Annotated in this window: 11 protein-coding genes and 1 pseudogene; 10 read left to right on the forward strand and 2 right to left on the reverse strand. The window is 65.6% G+C overall.

Features of this window, described 5'->3' with window-relative positions; all coding sequences use genetic code 11:
• The first annotated feature begins 41 nt into the window (after positions 1-41).
• The 6 genes from ETP66_RS11235 (at position 42) to ETP66_RS11260 (ending at position 10,213) form a co-directional block, all read left to right on the forward strand.
• Positions 42-2,432 (forward strand): Eco57I restriction-modification methylase domain-containing protein, encoded by a 2,391-nt coding sequence (locus ETP66_RS11235; protein WP_130842685.1) that lies wholly within the window; start codon positions 42-44, stop codon positions 2,430-2,432.
• Positions 2,429-3,421 carry a hypothetical protein gene (locus tag ETP66_RS11240; protein ID WP_130842686.1) on the forward strand — a complete coding sequence of 331 codons (993 nt, stop codon included), beginning with the start codon at positions 2,429-2,431 and terminating at the stop codon, positions 3,419-3,421. Before ETP66_RS11235 ends, ETP66_RS11240 begins: the two co-directional genes overlap by 4 nt.
• Positions 3,422-3,460: 39 nt before the next feature.
• Positions 3,461-4,252 carry a hypothetical protein gene (locus tag ETP66_RS11245; RefSeq protein ID WP_145964259.1) on the forward strand — a complete coding sequence of 264 codons (792 nt, stop codon included), beginning with the start codon at positions 3,461-3,463 and terminating at the stop codon, positions 4,250-4,252.
• Between the two features lie 5 nt (positions 4,253-4,257).
• Positions 4,258-7,677 (forward strand): helicase-related protein, encoded by a 3,420-nt coding sequence (locus ETP66_RS11250; protein WP_130842688.1) that lies wholly within the window; start codon positions 4,258-4,260, stop codon positions 7,675-7,677.
• A gap of 145 nt (positions 7,678-7,822) precedes the next feature.
• Positions 7,823-8,785, forward strand: a complete 963-nt coding sequence (locus ETP66_RS11255; protein ID WP_130842689.1) for a COG1470 family protein — start codon at positions 7,823-7,825, stop codon at positions 8,783-8,785.
• A 3-nt stretch (positions 8,786-8,788) separates the two neighbouring features.
• Positions 8,789-10,213 (forward strand): M12 family metallopeptidase, encoded by a 1,425-nt coding sequence (locus tag ETP66_RS11260; RefSeq protein ID WP_130842690.1) that lies wholly within the window; start codon positions 8,789-8,791, stop codon positions 10,211-10,213.
• A gap of 60 nt (positions 10,214-10,273) precedes the next feature.
• On the opposite strand, the gene ETP66_RS11265 is transcribed toward ETP66_RS11260, so the two are convergent.
• Positions 10,274-10,969 carry a thermonuclease family protein gene (locus ETP66_RS11265; protein ID WP_130842691.1) on the reverse strand — a complete coding sequence of 232 codons (696 nt, stop codon included), beginning with the start codon at positions 10,967-10,969 and terminating at the stop codon, positions 10,274-10,276.
• 166 nt (positions 10,970-11,135) lie between these two features.
• Entirely contained in the window at positions 11,136-12,152 is a 1,017-nt protein-coding gene (locus ETP66_RS11270) for an exodeoxyribonuclease VII large subunit (RefSeq protein ID WP_236630327.1), read from the reverse strand.
• 239 nt (positions 12,153-12,391) lie between these two features.
• Here ETP66_RS11270 and ETP66_RS11275 point away from each other — a divergent pair, with 239 nt between their 5' ends.
• The 4 genes and pseudogenes from ETP66_RS11275 to ETP66_RS11290 form a co-directional block, all read left to right on the forward strand.
• Complete coding sequence (locus ETP66_RS11275) at positions 12,392-13,330, forward strand: AAA family ATPase (RefSeq protein ID WP_236630328.1); 939 nt, start codon at positions 12,392-12,394, stop codon at positions 13,328-13,330.
• 314 nt (positions 13,331-13,644) lie between these two features.
• Positions 13,645-14,451, forward strand: a complete 807-nt coding sequence (locus ETP66_RS11280) for a hypothetical protein (protein WP_130842693.1) — start codon at positions 13,645-13,647, stop codon at positions 14,449-14,451.
• Between the two features lie 79 nt (positions 14,452-14,530).
• Positions 14,531-15,058, forward strand: a complete 528-nt coding sequence (locus ETP66_RS11285) for a ribonuclease H family protein (protein ID WP_130842694.1) — start codon at positions 14,531-14,533, stop codon at positions 15,056-15,058.
• A gap of 144 nt (positions 15,059-15,202) precedes the next feature.
• Positions 15,203-15,384: pseudogene (locus ETP66_RS11290) on the forward strand (IS256 family transposase); the annotation flags it as partial.

Below are 15,384 nucleotides of genomic sequence, written 5' to 3' on the forward strand. Positions count from 1 at the left end.
AGGTGAATATCCGAAAAGGGGGTTAGGGAGGTAGATTTGCCTTGCTGAGTGATGACCTCGTTCCCTACAGCCGTGAAGGGCTCGTCAGCTTCCTGGACGCCTTAGGGAGCTTTGCCCCCCGGGAAGAGGCGGTTTCCCTCCCCGGGGGGGTCACGGGCGAGCTCCTCGGCCACCTCTACCTCGAGGACGAGGTGCCCGTGGTGGCCCTGAGGGTAGAGGAGGCCGCCAGAAAGCGCCGCAAGGACTGGGAGCCCGCCGCCCGCTACCTCGTGGAGCGAGGGCTTTCCGCCGGGCTCTTCGTCTTCTACGACGGGGAAGGCGCCTACCGTCTGAGCCTCGTCCACGCCCGCTACCGTGGAACGAGGAAGCCCGAGCTCTCCCACTACAAGCGCCACAGCCTCATCGCCCGCCCCGGGGAGCCCAACAAGACCTTCTTCCAGCGCCTCCGGCGCATGGCGGAAAACCCGCCCGGGACCCTCGCTGAACTCCTCGAGATCTTCAGCGTGGAGGCCGTCACCGAGGAGTTCTACCGGGAGTTCATCGAGGTCTTCGAAGAGAGGCTCGCCAGGGGGGTGGTGGGGGAGGCTTCTTCCGGAGAGAAGCGCGACTTCGCCCTCGCCTTCGTGGCCCGGGTGATCTTCCTCGGCTTCGTGCAGAAGCGAGGGTGGCTCGGGGGAAGGGAGGACTTCCTCCAGGACCTCCTGAAGCGCTACGAGAAGGCGGTGGGCCTTGGAAAGGACCGCTTCTACCGCGAGTGGCTCACCCCCCTCTTCTTCCGCGCCCTCAAGGCCCCTCCCGGTGAGAAGGAGCTTTCAGGCCTCGGCCTTCCTCCCGAGGTGGAGAAGGCCCTGAAGGAAGCCCCCTACTTGAACGGCGAGCTCTTCTCCCCGAAGCCCGGCGTGGACGACCGGGGCCTCTACCTGAAGGACGAGGCCGTCCGGGACTTCTTCGGCTTCCTCTTCGCCCACAACTTCACGGTGGAGGAGAACGACCGCTACGAGGAGGAGCTGGAGCTCAACCCCGAGTTCCTGGGCCTCATCCTGGAGCGTCTCATCAACGACCTCGGGGTGGAGGGGAAGGGAGGCGAGGTGGGGGCCCACTACACGCCCCGGGTGGAGGTGGACCTCATGTGCCGCCTCGCCCTCGCCGAGCACCTCCACCGCCAGGGCCTTCCCCTGGAGAAGGCCTACGGGCTCATGAGAGGGGAGGTGGAGGCCCTCACGAAGGAGGAAAGGGCCTTCGCCAAGCAGAGCCTCCTCGAGGCTAAGGTCCTGGACCCGGCCGTGGGGAGCGGGGCCTTCCTCGTGGGGATGCTCCAGGTCCTGGAGGAGGTCCTCGAGGACCTCGGGGAGCCCCGCACCCTGGACCTCCGCAAGCGCCTCCTCCAGAACCTCTACGGGGTGGACGCCCTGGGCTGGGCGGTGTGGATGACGGAGCTCAGGCTCTGGCTCGCCTACTTCGTGGAGCTCCCCGACAGCGCCAAGGCCTCTAAGGAGCCCCTCCTCCCCTCCCTCGGCCTCAAGGTGGCCCACGGGGACTCCCTGGTCCAGACCCTGGGAGAAACGATCGTCCCCGTGAAGCTCCCCGCCGAGGCTGAGGTGCTGAAGGACGAGAAAGTGCGCAAGGCTTACGAGGCCCTGGTGGCCGCCAAAGAGGACTACTTCCACAACCGGGGGGTGAGCCGGGAGGAGGTGGAGGAGAAGGAGCGGGCCTTCCTCGAGGCCTACGCTTGGCGGGCCCTTTTGGGAAAGGGCCAGCAACCGGGGCTTCTGGTGAAGGGGGAAGCGGAGCAGACCGAGGAACGGTACCGCCAAATCGAGGAGCTCCTCAGACAAGAAGAGCGCCCCTTCTTCTACCTTCTGGACTTCGCCGAGGTCCTCCTCGGGCCCAAGGGGGGGTTCGACATCGTGATCGGCAACCCCCCCTATGTGCGCCAGGAGGAGATCCGGGACCTCTTCGGTCGCTTCGACCCTGGCACTTACAAGAAACTCCTGCAGAGGTCGGCGAAGGAGGACCTCCTCCTCGCCACCCCCTACACGGAAAAGACGGCGCCCGCCCCTTCGGGCCGCTCCGACCTGTACACCTACTTCTACGTGCGGTCCCTGGCCCTCCTCCACCCCAAAGGAGTGCACGTCTTCGTGGTGTCCAACTCCTGGCTGGACGTGCAGTACGGGGCCTGGCTGCAACGGGTCTTCCTGGAGGCCGCTCCCCTCCGCTACGTGATCGAGAACCGGGTCAAGCGCTCCTTCCGGGCGGACGTGAACACGGCGATCACCGTGGCCCACGCTCCGGACCCCGAAAGAAAAGTGCCCCCCGACTGGCCTGTCCTCTTCGTGGCGGTGCAGAAGCCCTTCGAGGAGGTGGACCTCCTGCAGGAGGTGCTGGAGGCCTCCCGACAGGTAGGGTTCGCGTCTAAGGAGGTGTCGAGGTGAAAGCTCCTGAAGTGGTCCGTCAGGGCGAGAGCACCAGGGTGGTGACAAAGACCGCCGCCGAGCTCTTTCAGGAGGGACTTGACGAAGACGGCAAGTACGCGGGCGGGAAGTGGGGCGGGCTCTACCTCCGGGCCCCCGACATCTACTTTCACGTCCTGGAGAAGGCGGGGGACAAGTTGGTGCGGCTCTCCGAGGTGGCGGAAGTGCGCCGCGGGTTCACCACCGGGGCCAACGACTTCTTCTACCTCGAGGTGCTTCCCTACCGCCCAGTCTGCCCTCTGTGCGGAAGGGTCCACGAGGAGGCTCTTGTAGAGGAAGAGGAGGCCGTCTACTGGAGAAGGGGAGAGCGCCTTCCGTCTGGGGTTTTGGTGGCCGTGAGAAGCGAAGTGGGCTGGGAGGGCTACCTCGAAGCGGACGTCCTGCTTCCTTTGGCCAAGGCTATTGAAGAGTTGGACGGCCTTCCCGGGTATCGGCTTTTTCTCCCCGCCACGCTTACGCCTCACGCAGAGGTCTATGTGGCCCACGGGGAAAAGGCCAGTCTCCACGAACGACCGACCCTAAAAGGGAGAACAGAGTGGTGGCGCCTCAGCCCTCAGCGGGCGCCCAGCGTCGTTCTTCCCGCAGGAGTGGACAAGCGCTACGTCTTCGCTTTCAACAAGCGGGGTTACCTCATCGACAAGCGGCTCTACGGTGTCTACCCCAAGGAGGGAGTTTCGGAAGAGCGGCTGTTCGCGGCTCTCGACTCGGACTTCTTCAAGCTCCATATGGAAATCTCCGTGAGAAAGGGCCTGGGTGGAGGGCTGGCCGACTTCACAGTCTATGAGTACGCCATGGGACTCTTGCCCAAGCCCGAGCTCCTTGGGGAGGGTGGCGGCTGGGCGGAAGCCCTCGGCCTCTCCAAACGGGAAGAAGAAGGGGTACGAGCAGCCCTTGAGGCGTTGATCACCGAAAGGGTAAAGACAGCGCGGTCCTTGGCGGCCCGGAGGTGAGAAGTGCATCTCGAGACTGACGCCGTAGCCTCGTTTATCTTGAAAAACCTAGGGGATAGGTGCTTCGTGGGGGGAAGACCTGGGCTTACCCTCAACGCGTGGAAGTCCTGGAAGGAATCGGAGAAAGGCTGGTTTCTGAGCCACCACGCTAGTTACCCCCCTAAGGGAGAGAACCTTCAGAGGTTCAGCAAGTGGAAACGCGACCTTCTGGCGTTTTGCCGCACTAAGCTTTCCTCTTTTGACACGACTCCCTCGCCCTGGAAGGTCCTCGCCTATACGGGACGTTGCGACACGCTTCCCTACCGCGTCGCCTTCACCTTCGAAGACCACTCGGGAAAAAGCTCTTCGAGAGAGGGAGAGTTCGGAGACTGCAGCCTGGTGTACTGGTTTGGAGAACGCGTGGGCTTCAAAGGGATCGGCTGCGGTCCAGCCCCCAAACCGCCTAGGGAAGGGGTGGCGGACATGTTCCACCTTTGGGAGAACCGCATGGTCAGGGGGTGGAAGATCACAGACGTGGACATGCTCATCTTCTCCGATGCGGCTTGGAAGCAGGCGAAGGCCGTAGTCGAAATCAAGCGCACTGTGGAGAACAATTGGAGCCCCCGGAGAAACGACCCCCACGACATCTTAGCCGAGCTCGCGAACGCGCTCGGCGTGCCTTATGTCCTTATCAGACACCAACTGGACCCGAGGCGGACAAACGAGCCAGCGGAAAGAGACACCCTTGTTGACGTGATGTATTGGAAGGAAGAGAAATTCGACTTTGAGCGGTTTCTCAAGACGCGGAAGACCACTAAGTTGGGTCACGTCGTGGACTGGTTGGCCCGGTGAGGACCATGGCGAGATTCATCACCAACCACCCCACCAAGGACCTTGCCGCCCGCCTCACCGAGCTCATCGGCTTCTCCAAAGAGCTCAAGTTCCTCGTGGGCTTCTTCTACTTCTCGGGCTGGCAGGAGCTCTACGAACCCCTCCGCAAGGCGGCGCAGGAGAACCCGGACCTCCGGCTCAAGATCCTGGTGGGCATGGGGGTGGACCGCCACGCGGGGGGGCTTATCGAGGTGGCCAAGGGGTTTCGGGGGACGGGGCGCGAGGTGGCGCAGGCCCTGGTGGAGGGGCTCGCCCAGGCCCTCTCCGACCCCAGCCTGGACCTGCCCGACTTCCCCGAGCAGGCCCGCTTCTTCCTCGGCCTCCTCAAGGAGAAGAGACTGGAGATCCGCAAGACCCGCGAGCCCAACCACGCCAAGCTCTACCTCTTCAAGGTGGACGCCCCGCAACAGAGGCTCCTGGGGAGCCCAGGGAAGTTCATCACGGGCTCCTCCAACCTCACCCACGCGGGGCTCAGGGGCCAGCACGAGTTCAACGTGGAGATCGGGGACTACGGCTTCGAGGAGGCCGAGGCTTACTTCGACGAGCTCTGGAAAAACGCGGTTCCCCTCCGCCCCGAGGACGTCCTCCGCCTCGAGGAGGTCGTGGAGCGTGGCTCCCTCGCCGCCCTCCCCACTCCCTTCGAGATCTACGCCCTTCTCCTCAGGCGCTACCTGGACGTGGTGGAGGCCCTCCCGGAAAGGCAGGCCCCCGCGCTCTACCTGGAGAGGATCGGGTACCGCCCCTTGCGCTACCAGTTGGACGCCGTGGAGCTCCTCCTCCGGATCCTCGAGGAATACGGCGGGGCCATCCTCGCGGACGTGGTGGGGCTTGGCAAGACCGTGGTGGCCGCCCTCGTGGCGCGGGAGCATGGGGGGCGGGGGATCGTCATCGCCCCGCCCGGCCTCATCGGGGAGAGCGGCCAGTACGGCTGGCTGAAGTACCTGGAGGACTTCGGCCTCTACGACTGGAGGGCCTTCTCCACGGGCAAGCTGGACGAGGCCCTCGCCTTCGTCCAGGGTCCCGGCAAGGACGTGGAGCTCGTCATCGTGGACGAGGCCCACCGCTTCCGCAACCCCGACACCGAGAGCTACGCCCTGCTCCAGGCCATCACCGCGGGCAGAAAGGTCCTCCTCCTCACGGCCACGCCCTACAACAACTACCCCTTGGACGTCTTCGCCCTCCTCAGACTCTTCACCGTCCCCGGGAACGCCAAGGTGGGGCCCACCTCCGACCTCGAGGGGTACTTTCGCAAGCTCACCGAGAGGTTCAAGGCCTACAGCTACGTCCTCCGCCACCACGGCTCCCGGGACAGGAAGAGACGGGAAAAGGCCGAGAGGCTCTACCGGGCGCACTTCGACCGGGATCCTCCCGTGGACACGAGGCTCGTGGAAAAGGCCCTGGAGGAGGTCGCCCGGGAGGTCCGCTCGGTCCTCGCCCCCGTCACGGTGCGGCGCAACCGGCTGGACCTGGTGAAGGATCCCCGCTACCGGGAGCACCTCCCGGAGTTCTCCCGCCTGGAGGACCCCAAGCCTCTCTTCTACGAGCTTTCTCCCGAGCAGTCGGCGTTCTACGACCAGGTAGTGGACGAGTGGTTCGGCCCCGAGGGGGCCTTCAAGGGGGCGATCTACCAGCCCGCCCTCTACCGGGAAGGGTTCTTCGGGGAAGAGGAGGAGATAGAGGAGTCCCCCGAGAAGATCTTCGCCGTGGAGTCCCAGCGGAACCTCGCCGACTTCATGCGTCGCCTTCTGGTCCGGCGCTTCGAGAGCTCCTTCGGGGCCTTCGTCCGCACGGTGGAGCGGCTCGTAAAGGCCCACGAGAGGGCGCTCAGTTTCGCCAAAGAAACGGGCTACTTCATCCTTGGGCGCGACGGCCTGGAGAAGCTCCTCTCCCGCTTTGAGGCCGGGGAGGAGCCCATCGAGGTGGAAGAGTTCCTGGAGCTCCTCCTCCAGGAGGACGCCGAGGCCATCGCCAGGGGGGAGCGAAGCCGGGAGCGGGTGTACCGCCTGGAGGAGTTCGCCCAAAAGGACCTCTTCCTCCACCACATCGAGGACGACCTCGCCCTGCTCACCCGCGTCTACGCCCAGGCCGCCAAACTCAGGCTCGCCGACCCCGAGCGGGATCCCAAGGCGGAGGCTCTCGTGCGGTTCCTCCGGGAAAGCCTTCAAAAAGAACCCGAGCGCAAGGTCGTGGTCTTCTCCGAGTTCACCGACACCGTGGAGCACCTCGCCGAACGCTTGAGGGGTTCAGGGCTCAGGGTCCTCGCCGTAGGAAGGCAGGTAAGCGCGAACCTGATCCGGGAGGCGGTCCTCAACTTCGACGCCTCCGTTCCTGAAGAACGCCAGCGCGACGACTACGATGTATTGGTCGCCAGCGATAAGCTTTCCGAGGGGGTCAACCTCCACCGGGCGGGGACCGTGGTCAACTACGACATCCCTTGGAACCCCACCCGCTTGATCCAGCGCGTGGGGCGGATCAACCGCATCGGGCAGAAGGTCTTCGACAGCCTCCACATCTACCACTTCTTTCCCACAGAGAGGGGAAGGGGCGTGGTGGACCCGAGCCAGGTGGCCGCTCACAAGCTCTTCCTGATCCACAAGGCCCTTGGGGAGGACGCCAAGATCCTCTCCTCCGAGGAGAAACCGAGCCCCGCCATGGTCTACCGCAAGCTCACCCACCTTCCCGAGGAGGAGAAGAGCTTCGACACCTGGGTGCGCCTGGAGTGGGAGCGGGTGAAGGCGCTCGAGCCTGGAATAGAGGAGAGGATCGCCCGCCTGCCCAACCGGGTGAAGGCCGCGCGCCCCGGAGAGGAGCGGGTGCTCCTCGTGGCCCGGAAGGGCCTCGGTTTCTACGCCTACGCGAGGGAAGGGGACAGGAAGATCCAGCCCGTGCCCTTTCCCGAAGCCCTGGGGGAGGCCAAGGCCGAGCCCGAAACGCCGCGGCTGGAGCCCAGCCCGCGCTTCTGGGAAGCTTACCGAGAGCTGGAGAAAGCGCTTTCCCGGAACGAGCCCGAGCCTTTTCCTTCGAACTCCATCGAACAGAAAGCCCTCCGCAACCTGAACACGGCCAAGGTGCACTGCAAGCGGTTGGGAGACGAGACGAAGGTGGCTCTCCTCGAGGCCTTGATCAAGGACATCCGCCAGTACAAGCGCCTCCCCCGGTACGTTCTCCGCCGCCTTGCCCAGGTCGAACTGGACGGCGAAGAGGAGGCCTACGGGCGGTTTGACTCGGTACTGGAAGAGGTTCGTGCCCGCTTTGGGCACATCGTCGGTCGGGATCCTGAAGGGGGGCACACGCCCGAGATGGTGGTGGCCCTGGAGTGGCGGGGCGATGTCGGTCGCCATCCTCGTGAAGAGGAGGGTGAAGAGGAGGGCCCGGATGCGGGGTGAGCTTCCGGGGCTAGGGCTTGCTCCCGGAAGCCCTGTGGAAGTTTTTTATTCTTAGTGCTACCAAGGAGGCGAGGGCGCTATGAAGGAAAAGCTCAGGCGTCTACCTCTGAGTCTCGGGCTCGTTCTCCTATTCACTGCTTGCCCCATGCAGTCTCCTTCGGGCGGTGGGGGTGGAGGTGGATCCACTCCTTCTCCTACCTTCTCCCTCTCCCTGAGCCCTTCAAGCCTCGCGGTCCAGCAGGGGGACAGCGCCCAGACCACCCTCACCGTCACCCCCCAGAACGGCTTCACGGGGACGGTCAATCTCTCCCTGGTGAACGGCCACGACCAGGTACCCCAGGGGCTTTCCCTCTCGCCCACGAGCGTCCAGGTCACGGGGTCCAGCCTCTTGAGCCGGGCCCTCACTCTCACCGCCTCCTCCACCCCCACGGGCACCTACCGGATCAAGGTGCGGGGCACCTCGGGAAGCCTCACCAAGGAGGCGGACCTCACCGTCACGGTGAGCGCCCCGCAAAAAGCATCCCTGACCCTTGAGTTAGAGGGCAACGGGGCGGTGGTGGCGGACTCGAGGGCGTGCCGTTCCGGGACCTCTTGTACCTGGGAGTTTCCCAAGGGGACCTCCTTGACCCTTACCGCCCTTCCGGATGAGGGGCACTATTTTGCGGGGTGGAGGGAGGCTTGCTCGGGATTTGGGGCCTGCGCCCTCGTGCTTAACGAGGATGCCCGGGTGAAGGCCTCCTTTGCCCCCATCGTGGGGGACTTCCAGCTGGGCGAGCTTCCTTCCCCGGTGGTCGTCCCCGCCGGGGCTAAGACGGAGCTGGTTGTGGAGCTGGTCCTCATGGGGGGCCTTTCGGCGCCTCCCGGGGCGTACGGGGTAGAGCTCTCCGGTCGGCTCGTGGGTACCGGGGTGGACCAGGTCCAGTACCGTTTCCTTCCCGAGAGGTCCCAGGAGGGGAGACTGGTCTTGGAGCTCCAGGGGCCGGATCCGGACGAGGTCTGGACCTACTTCTCCGCCCCCACGGAGCTCACGGTGGCCCTCGGCAACCTCAGGCGCACCGCCCTCTTTCACCTGGCGGTCGCGCCGTGCGTGGCCGGTTGTGGGAGGTAGGCGATGAGGCGTTGGACGGCGTGGACGGCCCTTTCTGTGCTTTTGGCGGCGTGCGCTCTTACCCCTAGGGTCTCCCGGGAGGCCCCCACCTGGGAACCGGTTTGGCTCATGCTTCCCGACGGGAGCGAGGTGAAGGTGGAGGGCCAGAGGGTTCCTTGGGCCCCTCCTGGGTACGTGGTGGTCCAGGGGGACATCCTGGTCCCCCGGGCCCCTGCGCGCCCTGAGGCCCTGACCCCCCAGGGCCTCGCCCTGGAACCCCTCACCTGGGGGCGGCTCTGGCCCTACGGGGTGGTGCCCTACGAGGTGGACCCCGGCGTGAGCCAGATGCAAAGGGAGGTCATCCAGCAGGCCCTGGCCCACGTTCAGGAGAAAACCCTCATCCGCTTTGTACCGCGCACCACCGAGGCCGACTACGTCCGCTTCATCAGCGACGGGGTCCCGGGAACCTGCTGGTCGGTCCTGGGGAAGAGGGGAGGGGCCCAGGACCTGGACGTCTACTGCGGCCAGGGTGGGGTTCCCTCCATGGGCACCGTGGTCCACGAGATCCTCCACGCCCTCGGCTTCATGCACGAGCAGAGCCGGGCCGACCGGGACGCGTACGTGGAGATCCTTTGGGAGAACATCCAGGAGGAGTATTGGAGGGAGTTCGCGAAGATCGGTGGGCGGGGGAAGCTTTACCAGGCCTACGACTACGACTCCGTCATGCACTACCACGCCAAGGCCTTTTCCAAGAACGGGGGCTACACCATCCTGCCCAAGAACGGCATCCCCCCAGAGCGCCTTGGGCAGAAGGATGGTCTGAGCCCTGGGGACGTGGAGGCCGTGCGCCTCTACTACGCCACCCCCCTCCTCCGGCTCAGGTGGTGGTTCCACCAGACCACATACACCACGGACTACACCTTCCCCCAGGAACTCCTCAACGTAGGGGCCGTGGACGCCCGGGTCACAGGCGTGGTCCTGGAGGGGAGGTGGCTCCAAAGCGCCGAGCTGGCTTCTCAGGAGATCCCCGCCGGCGGCTCGGCCACCGTGACCTTCCGCGCCAAGGCCTGCCCTGGCCCCGGCTTCCAGGCGGAGAGGGTGACCTTCCAGGTGGAGGGCAGCGAGGCCTACGAGGTTAGCTACACCCGCGCCTGCTACCGCTACCCCGACCAGACGACCCTCCTCCGGCTGGATCCGGCGGGTAGGGAGACCCTCCTCCTCACCTACGGGGAGTGGACCTGGGCGAAGGAGTACGCCCTGGAGGGCAGGGTGGGGAACACGCCCATCTCCCTGCCTTTCACTAGGCTCACCAGCGAGTACTCCCGGCCCCTCTATACTGCCCTGGTGCCCCTCAGGGGGCTGGCGGGCGAGGAGGTATGCCTCCGGATCACGCCTCTGGACTCTCGGTCTAGCCCTACCTCGGTGGAGGCGTGCGCGGTCGTTCCCTGAGGGGAGCGGAACCCATCCCGGTGCCTGGCTCTGGGTCTTGGGCGTCCCTTGCCTTCTCCGTTACTCGCACCCCACCCCATCCCCGTCCCGGTCAAAGCGGTGCGGGTCCGGGGGCAGAACCTTGAAGCGCCTGTAGGGGATGTCCCTACAGTCCAGGTCCGGGGGCGGCGGCGGGACGCACACCGTGGGGTAGGCGGGGTCGCACCCTTTCCGGTCCGGGGCGGGGCCTTGGGGCCTCGAGGCCTGCCCCCCTCCCCACATTCCCACCCCCTTGGCCCGGGCCTCCCGGGCGGCCTGGAGGTAGAGGGCGGCGTAGCGGACATTGGGGGGCACGGTGTAGGGCTCGGCCCACCCGGCCCTCACCAGCTCCAGGTTCACCTGAAGAAACCGCCTCCCCCCGTGGATCCAGTCCCCCCTGGGATCCTCCAGGTATAGGTAGGCCAGCACCCTCCGGTAGCGGTCCCGCTCCTGGGCGTCCAGCTCCACCCACACCTTCCTCCCCTGGAGCAGGCGGGCGAGGAAGGCCTTGGCCTCGAGGCCCAGCCGCACCTCCTCGGGGCCCGAGGTGCGGTGGTTGGAGGTGCTCTCCGGGGCGTCAATCCCGATGAGGCGAACGGGCCCTAGGCCCTGAAGTTCCACCGTGTCCCCGTCCACCACACGGAGGACGGCCACTGGGCCCTGGAGCCGGCCCTCCGGGGCGAGGGCCAGGACCAGGGCGAGCAACCAGGGGAGAAGCCCGAGCGCTCTTAAGCCCACCTTCTTAGCCTACCCGGCCGGATTCGCCACGGCTTCTCCCATTCCCTATCCGGGCCAAAGAGGGGAGAGGTTCAAGGGTGAGTTGCTTTTTGGCGGAGAATTGCGCCACCGATAGGCGTTTCCGCCTTCCCTCGGAATCCCCTCCACCCCGGGGGCCCTTTGTGCTTCATCCCCTCGCGAGGAGAAGGAGGATTGCCGCAGCCAAGAGGAAGAGAGCAACTCCCCGCCACAGGGCAAGGCCGCGCCTCAGGCGGTCCATTTCCTGAACCAGGCGGGCGGGCTCCTGCTCCAGCCGCCTTATTCTTTCCTTCAGCAGATCCCGTTCGGTCCTCGCCGCCTTAGCCTCCTCCTGGGCCCGCTCCAGGAGATCGGAGAGCTTGGCGGCCTCTCTTTCCCGCTCCACCGCCTCCACCACCTCCTTGAGGAAGTGCCCTAGGGCTGTGGGTGTGGGAAAGGCCTCGTCCGCCAGGGCCTCCACCCACAGGGTGTCCGCCGCATGGCCCAGGGCCACCACGATGGGCTTGGGGCAGGAGGCCACCGCGTTCCACACCTCGGGGCCGTCCAGAGGCTTTAAGTCTTCCGGATCCCCTCCTCCCCGGATCAGGGCCACCAGGTGGTAGGGCCCTTCCGCCACCTGGGCGAGGGCTTCTGCCACGGCCCCAGGGTTGGCGAGGCTCACCCGCCTCTGGTCCACCCGGTAGCGGTCCCGGGCGCTTCCCATGGAGACCTCCACGTCCTTGTGGACAATGGCGTTTTCCCCCAGCACCAGGGCTAAAGCGGGGGTTTCCCCCTTGCGGAGGAGGCCCATAAGAAATCCCCGTACGTCCACCTTCTCCCGGCTCCTCTGGGGCAAGCGGACCTCCGGGGTAGGGGAGGCCTCCGCTTCCTCGTGGATGGCTTCTACCTGGAAGACGAAGGGAAGTCCCTTGTTGGAAGGGGCGAGTTCCGGGGTCACGGAGAGGACGTAACTCCTTCCCTCCCTGAGGGTGATCCCTAGGGGAACCTTGAGGCGGATGGAAGTGGATCCTCCCTTGAAGTCGCCGTAGTAAAAGTTCCCCCATGCCTTCTGGGAATGGTTGGCAAAGGTGCCCTGAACCAGGTAGGGCCCTTCCTCCCGAAGGCGGCGGAAGACTTCTCTGGTCAGGAGGGACTGGAGATTCTTGAGGAGCTGATCTGGGGTCACAGGGGAGGGGTTCTGGGGTGACCCATTCGGCTTCATAACGGTTACAGTCTAAATGCCTGCCTCTTTTCCCCGGGATATCATGGGGTTCCAAGATGGGATCCACCTCCGAGTTGTCCGCGGCGAAGGCGTCTGGCGGGATGACCCTTGAGGAAGCCCGCTCTTTTCTCCGAAGACTAAAGAGCCGGCGCGACAAAGAGGAGGGCGCCAGGCCGATCTTACAGGTCTGGCAAGGGGGGGCCTTGAGCGGCGTCCTTCTTGCCGGGGAGGTGGCCCTCCTCTACGGCGAGGCCAAGGTGGGCAAGAGCCGGGCGGCGGTGGCCCTCTTGGGCTGGCCCGATGGGGAGAGGGCCGCGCCGGATTCACCGAACGAGGACGGGGGCGATGCGGTGCGCTCCAGGTCCTGGCGCGTGAGGGCACCCCTGGACCTGCGCTTCTACCTCTACCACGCCACGGAGACCCGGTACGCCCACCTGAGGAAGTACGCCCAAACCCTGGGGGCCGAGGGCCTCACCGAGCACATTCTTCCCTTCAACGACGTGAGGGAGCTGGAGCGCGCCCTGCAGGCCATTCAGCGTCTAGCCGAAGAGAAGAAGGCTCCTGCCTTGGTGGTGGTGGATTCCCTTATCAAGCTGGTTCCTCCCCAACAGAGCGAGAACGAGGCCAAGGCCATGGACGAGGTCATGGCCCGGCTCAAGCGGGCCATCTCGCCGTCGGGGAGGGAGCCCTTGGTGGGCCTTGTGGTCATCCACCACGCCACCAAGGGTAACAGCGGTCCCCGGGGCTCCGGGGCCATCGCCGCCAACGCCGACCACATCTTCCGCCTCGAGCCCAAGCGGGAGGGGGAAGAGGACTGGGGCCTCCTCCTTTACGAGAGGGGCCGGGGCGACGTTTGGCGGGAGGTGGAGGAGGTCTTGCGGGTGCGGGTGAGGGGGCTCCGCCGGGCCAGCTCCTCAAGCGCCAAGGGGGTTAAAAGGGCCTCCAAGAGGTCCAGGGAGTCGTACATCGAGAGGGCTCGGGAACGCTTCGGCGGGCGGATTTTCTCGGAGGAGGAGCTTTTCCGCTACCTCACGGACGAGCTCGGGCTTCCCGAGTCTAGGGCCCGGGGCAACATCAGTTTGTGGAAGTCTCGGGAGAAGCTCTTGAGCCAGGGCGAAGGGCTCTTCTTTAAGAAAGGGTAGGTTTCTTCCCCCTTTCATAATTCAAGCGAAAAACGCGTGAAAATCCTGTTCTGAGCGGGGTTTTTTCGTTTTCCCCCACACCCCATAAAAAGCTAAGAAAACACGGGGCGGCCCAGAAGGGCCGCCCCAGACCAAGGAGTGAAAAGGGAATGAAGTGAGAAGTAAAAGGGTGGGCCTAACGGCCCCTGGAGGTTGATGAGGGGGGTACCCCCCCAAGCCCCCTTTGGAATGGGCCTAGCCCGGGCGCAGGCCAAGGGGAAGCGGTTAGCCCGGCCGAAGGCCGGGCGGCCTTCTCAACGGAAAGGAGGAAAAGCATGCTCTGGGACGACGACATGGGTTGGGAGATCGAAGAAGACCTCGACTGGGAGGACCGGGAGGCCTTGGAGGAGCACCGCTACTGGCTAGACTGGGCGGACGGGGTGCTGAACCAGGACCCCGAGCCCGGGGAGGCCCCGGAGGCGGAGGCCGAGGTGGACCTCCTCCCGGAGCCGGAGCTTCCCGAGGAGGTTCTGGAGGCCCTTGCGGAGGCGCCCCTCGCCTACGGGTGGAGCCTGACGGAAGCCCTCCAGGAGCTGGAACGGGAGGCCGGGATGTTTCTGGAGGGCCGGGTTAGGGTGAAGCTCCACCTCCTCCGCCTCCTGCTTGGCCTCCTCCCCCTCGCGGAGGACGAACCCCTCTTGAAGCTTCGGGTGCGGGAGGACGCTGCCTCCGAACCCAGGCTGGTGCCGCTCACCAAAGGCGACCTGAGGCGGGTGGTGGAGGGGTGGCTTGAGCTCTACGCCCTGGACTTCCCCAGCCAGGTCTACGAGGAGATGAAGGCCTTCCGGCGCTTCCTGGAGAGGAGCCTTTGGGAGAAGCACCCCGCGCTGGCCCCGCTTCTCCTAGTGTGCACCGCCCTTTGGGACCACCTCGAGGCCCTCCACGATCCCGACCTGGACCTCCCCCCGTGGGCCCCCGCCCTGGTCCGGGAGGCGCTGAAGCGCCGCAAGCGGGCCTTGAAGAGGCGGTTTGGCCCCAACCACCTCGCCGCCTTTGGCCTCACCCAGTCCCTGGAGGAGAGCGACGACCTCTACGAGCTGGTGGCCCTGGAGGCCTTCCTGGGCTTGGCCGAGGGCGAGTAGGCGAAGAACTTGGGCGAGAGGGGCGGCCGGGAAACCGGCCGCCTCGTTCTTTCGCCGGCAGGAGAAAGGAGGAAAGAAGGTGAGCAAGCCGGTAGTGGTGTACACGGACGCTTCGGTGGACACCGAGAGGGGCGTTGGTGGTCTGGCGGTTCTCGGGCTCGTGCAGGCCAAGGGCGGGGGAAGGTTTTCCGCTTCCCTCTCCCTCCCCGTGGAGGACTCCACCCTGGCGGAGGTCATGGCGGTCAAGCTGGCCCTGGAGGTGGTCCTCGTGACCCTGGGCCCCGGGACCCAGGTCACCCTCTTCTGCGACAACGAGTCCGTGGTGGAGCACCTCCAAAACGGGAAGCGCAACGGGCGGCAGGACCTGAACCGGGCGCTGGAAGGCGTGGCCAGGCTCAGGGGGCTCCTGAAGGTCACCTTCCGCTACAAGCCCCGGCTCAGCACCCCGGAGATGAGGTGGGTGGACGCCAGGGCTAAGGAAGCTCTGGAGTGGGCGAGAAAGGGCGGGCCCATCGTCCCCGGGATCCAGGCCTCCAAGCCCGAGCCTTCCCGGGCCAAGCCCAAAGGGCTTCTCTGGAGGATTCTCCGCTGGATCCTGGGAGGGTAGCCACGGCACGGTAGGCCTTTCTTCGCGTGTAAGAGGCTTCAAGGGGCTGGAAGGCCGGAGGAGGGGGGCGGCCTCGATGTTCGCCTCCCTCCGGTTCTTCCTGATCCCGGGCTTGGTCGTGTAAGGATGTATGTGTAAGGGTCCGTGTTTACTAGGGGGGCACACCTTAGCACGAGGAGGTGCCCCGTGGACCAGGATACCTTGCGGATCTTGCTGAGGGCAGCGGTGCGGGAGACAGTAGCCGAGGTTCTGCAGACGGTTCTGGAGCTGGACCGGACAGCCTTCTTGCAGGTGCACGGGGGGCGCAGGAACGGCTACTACCCCCG

Source organism: Thermus thermamylovorans, from assembly GCF_004307015.1.
Classification (GTDB): domain Bacteria; phylum Deinococcota; class Deinococci; order Deinococcales; family Thermaceae; genus Thermus; species Thermus thermamylovorans.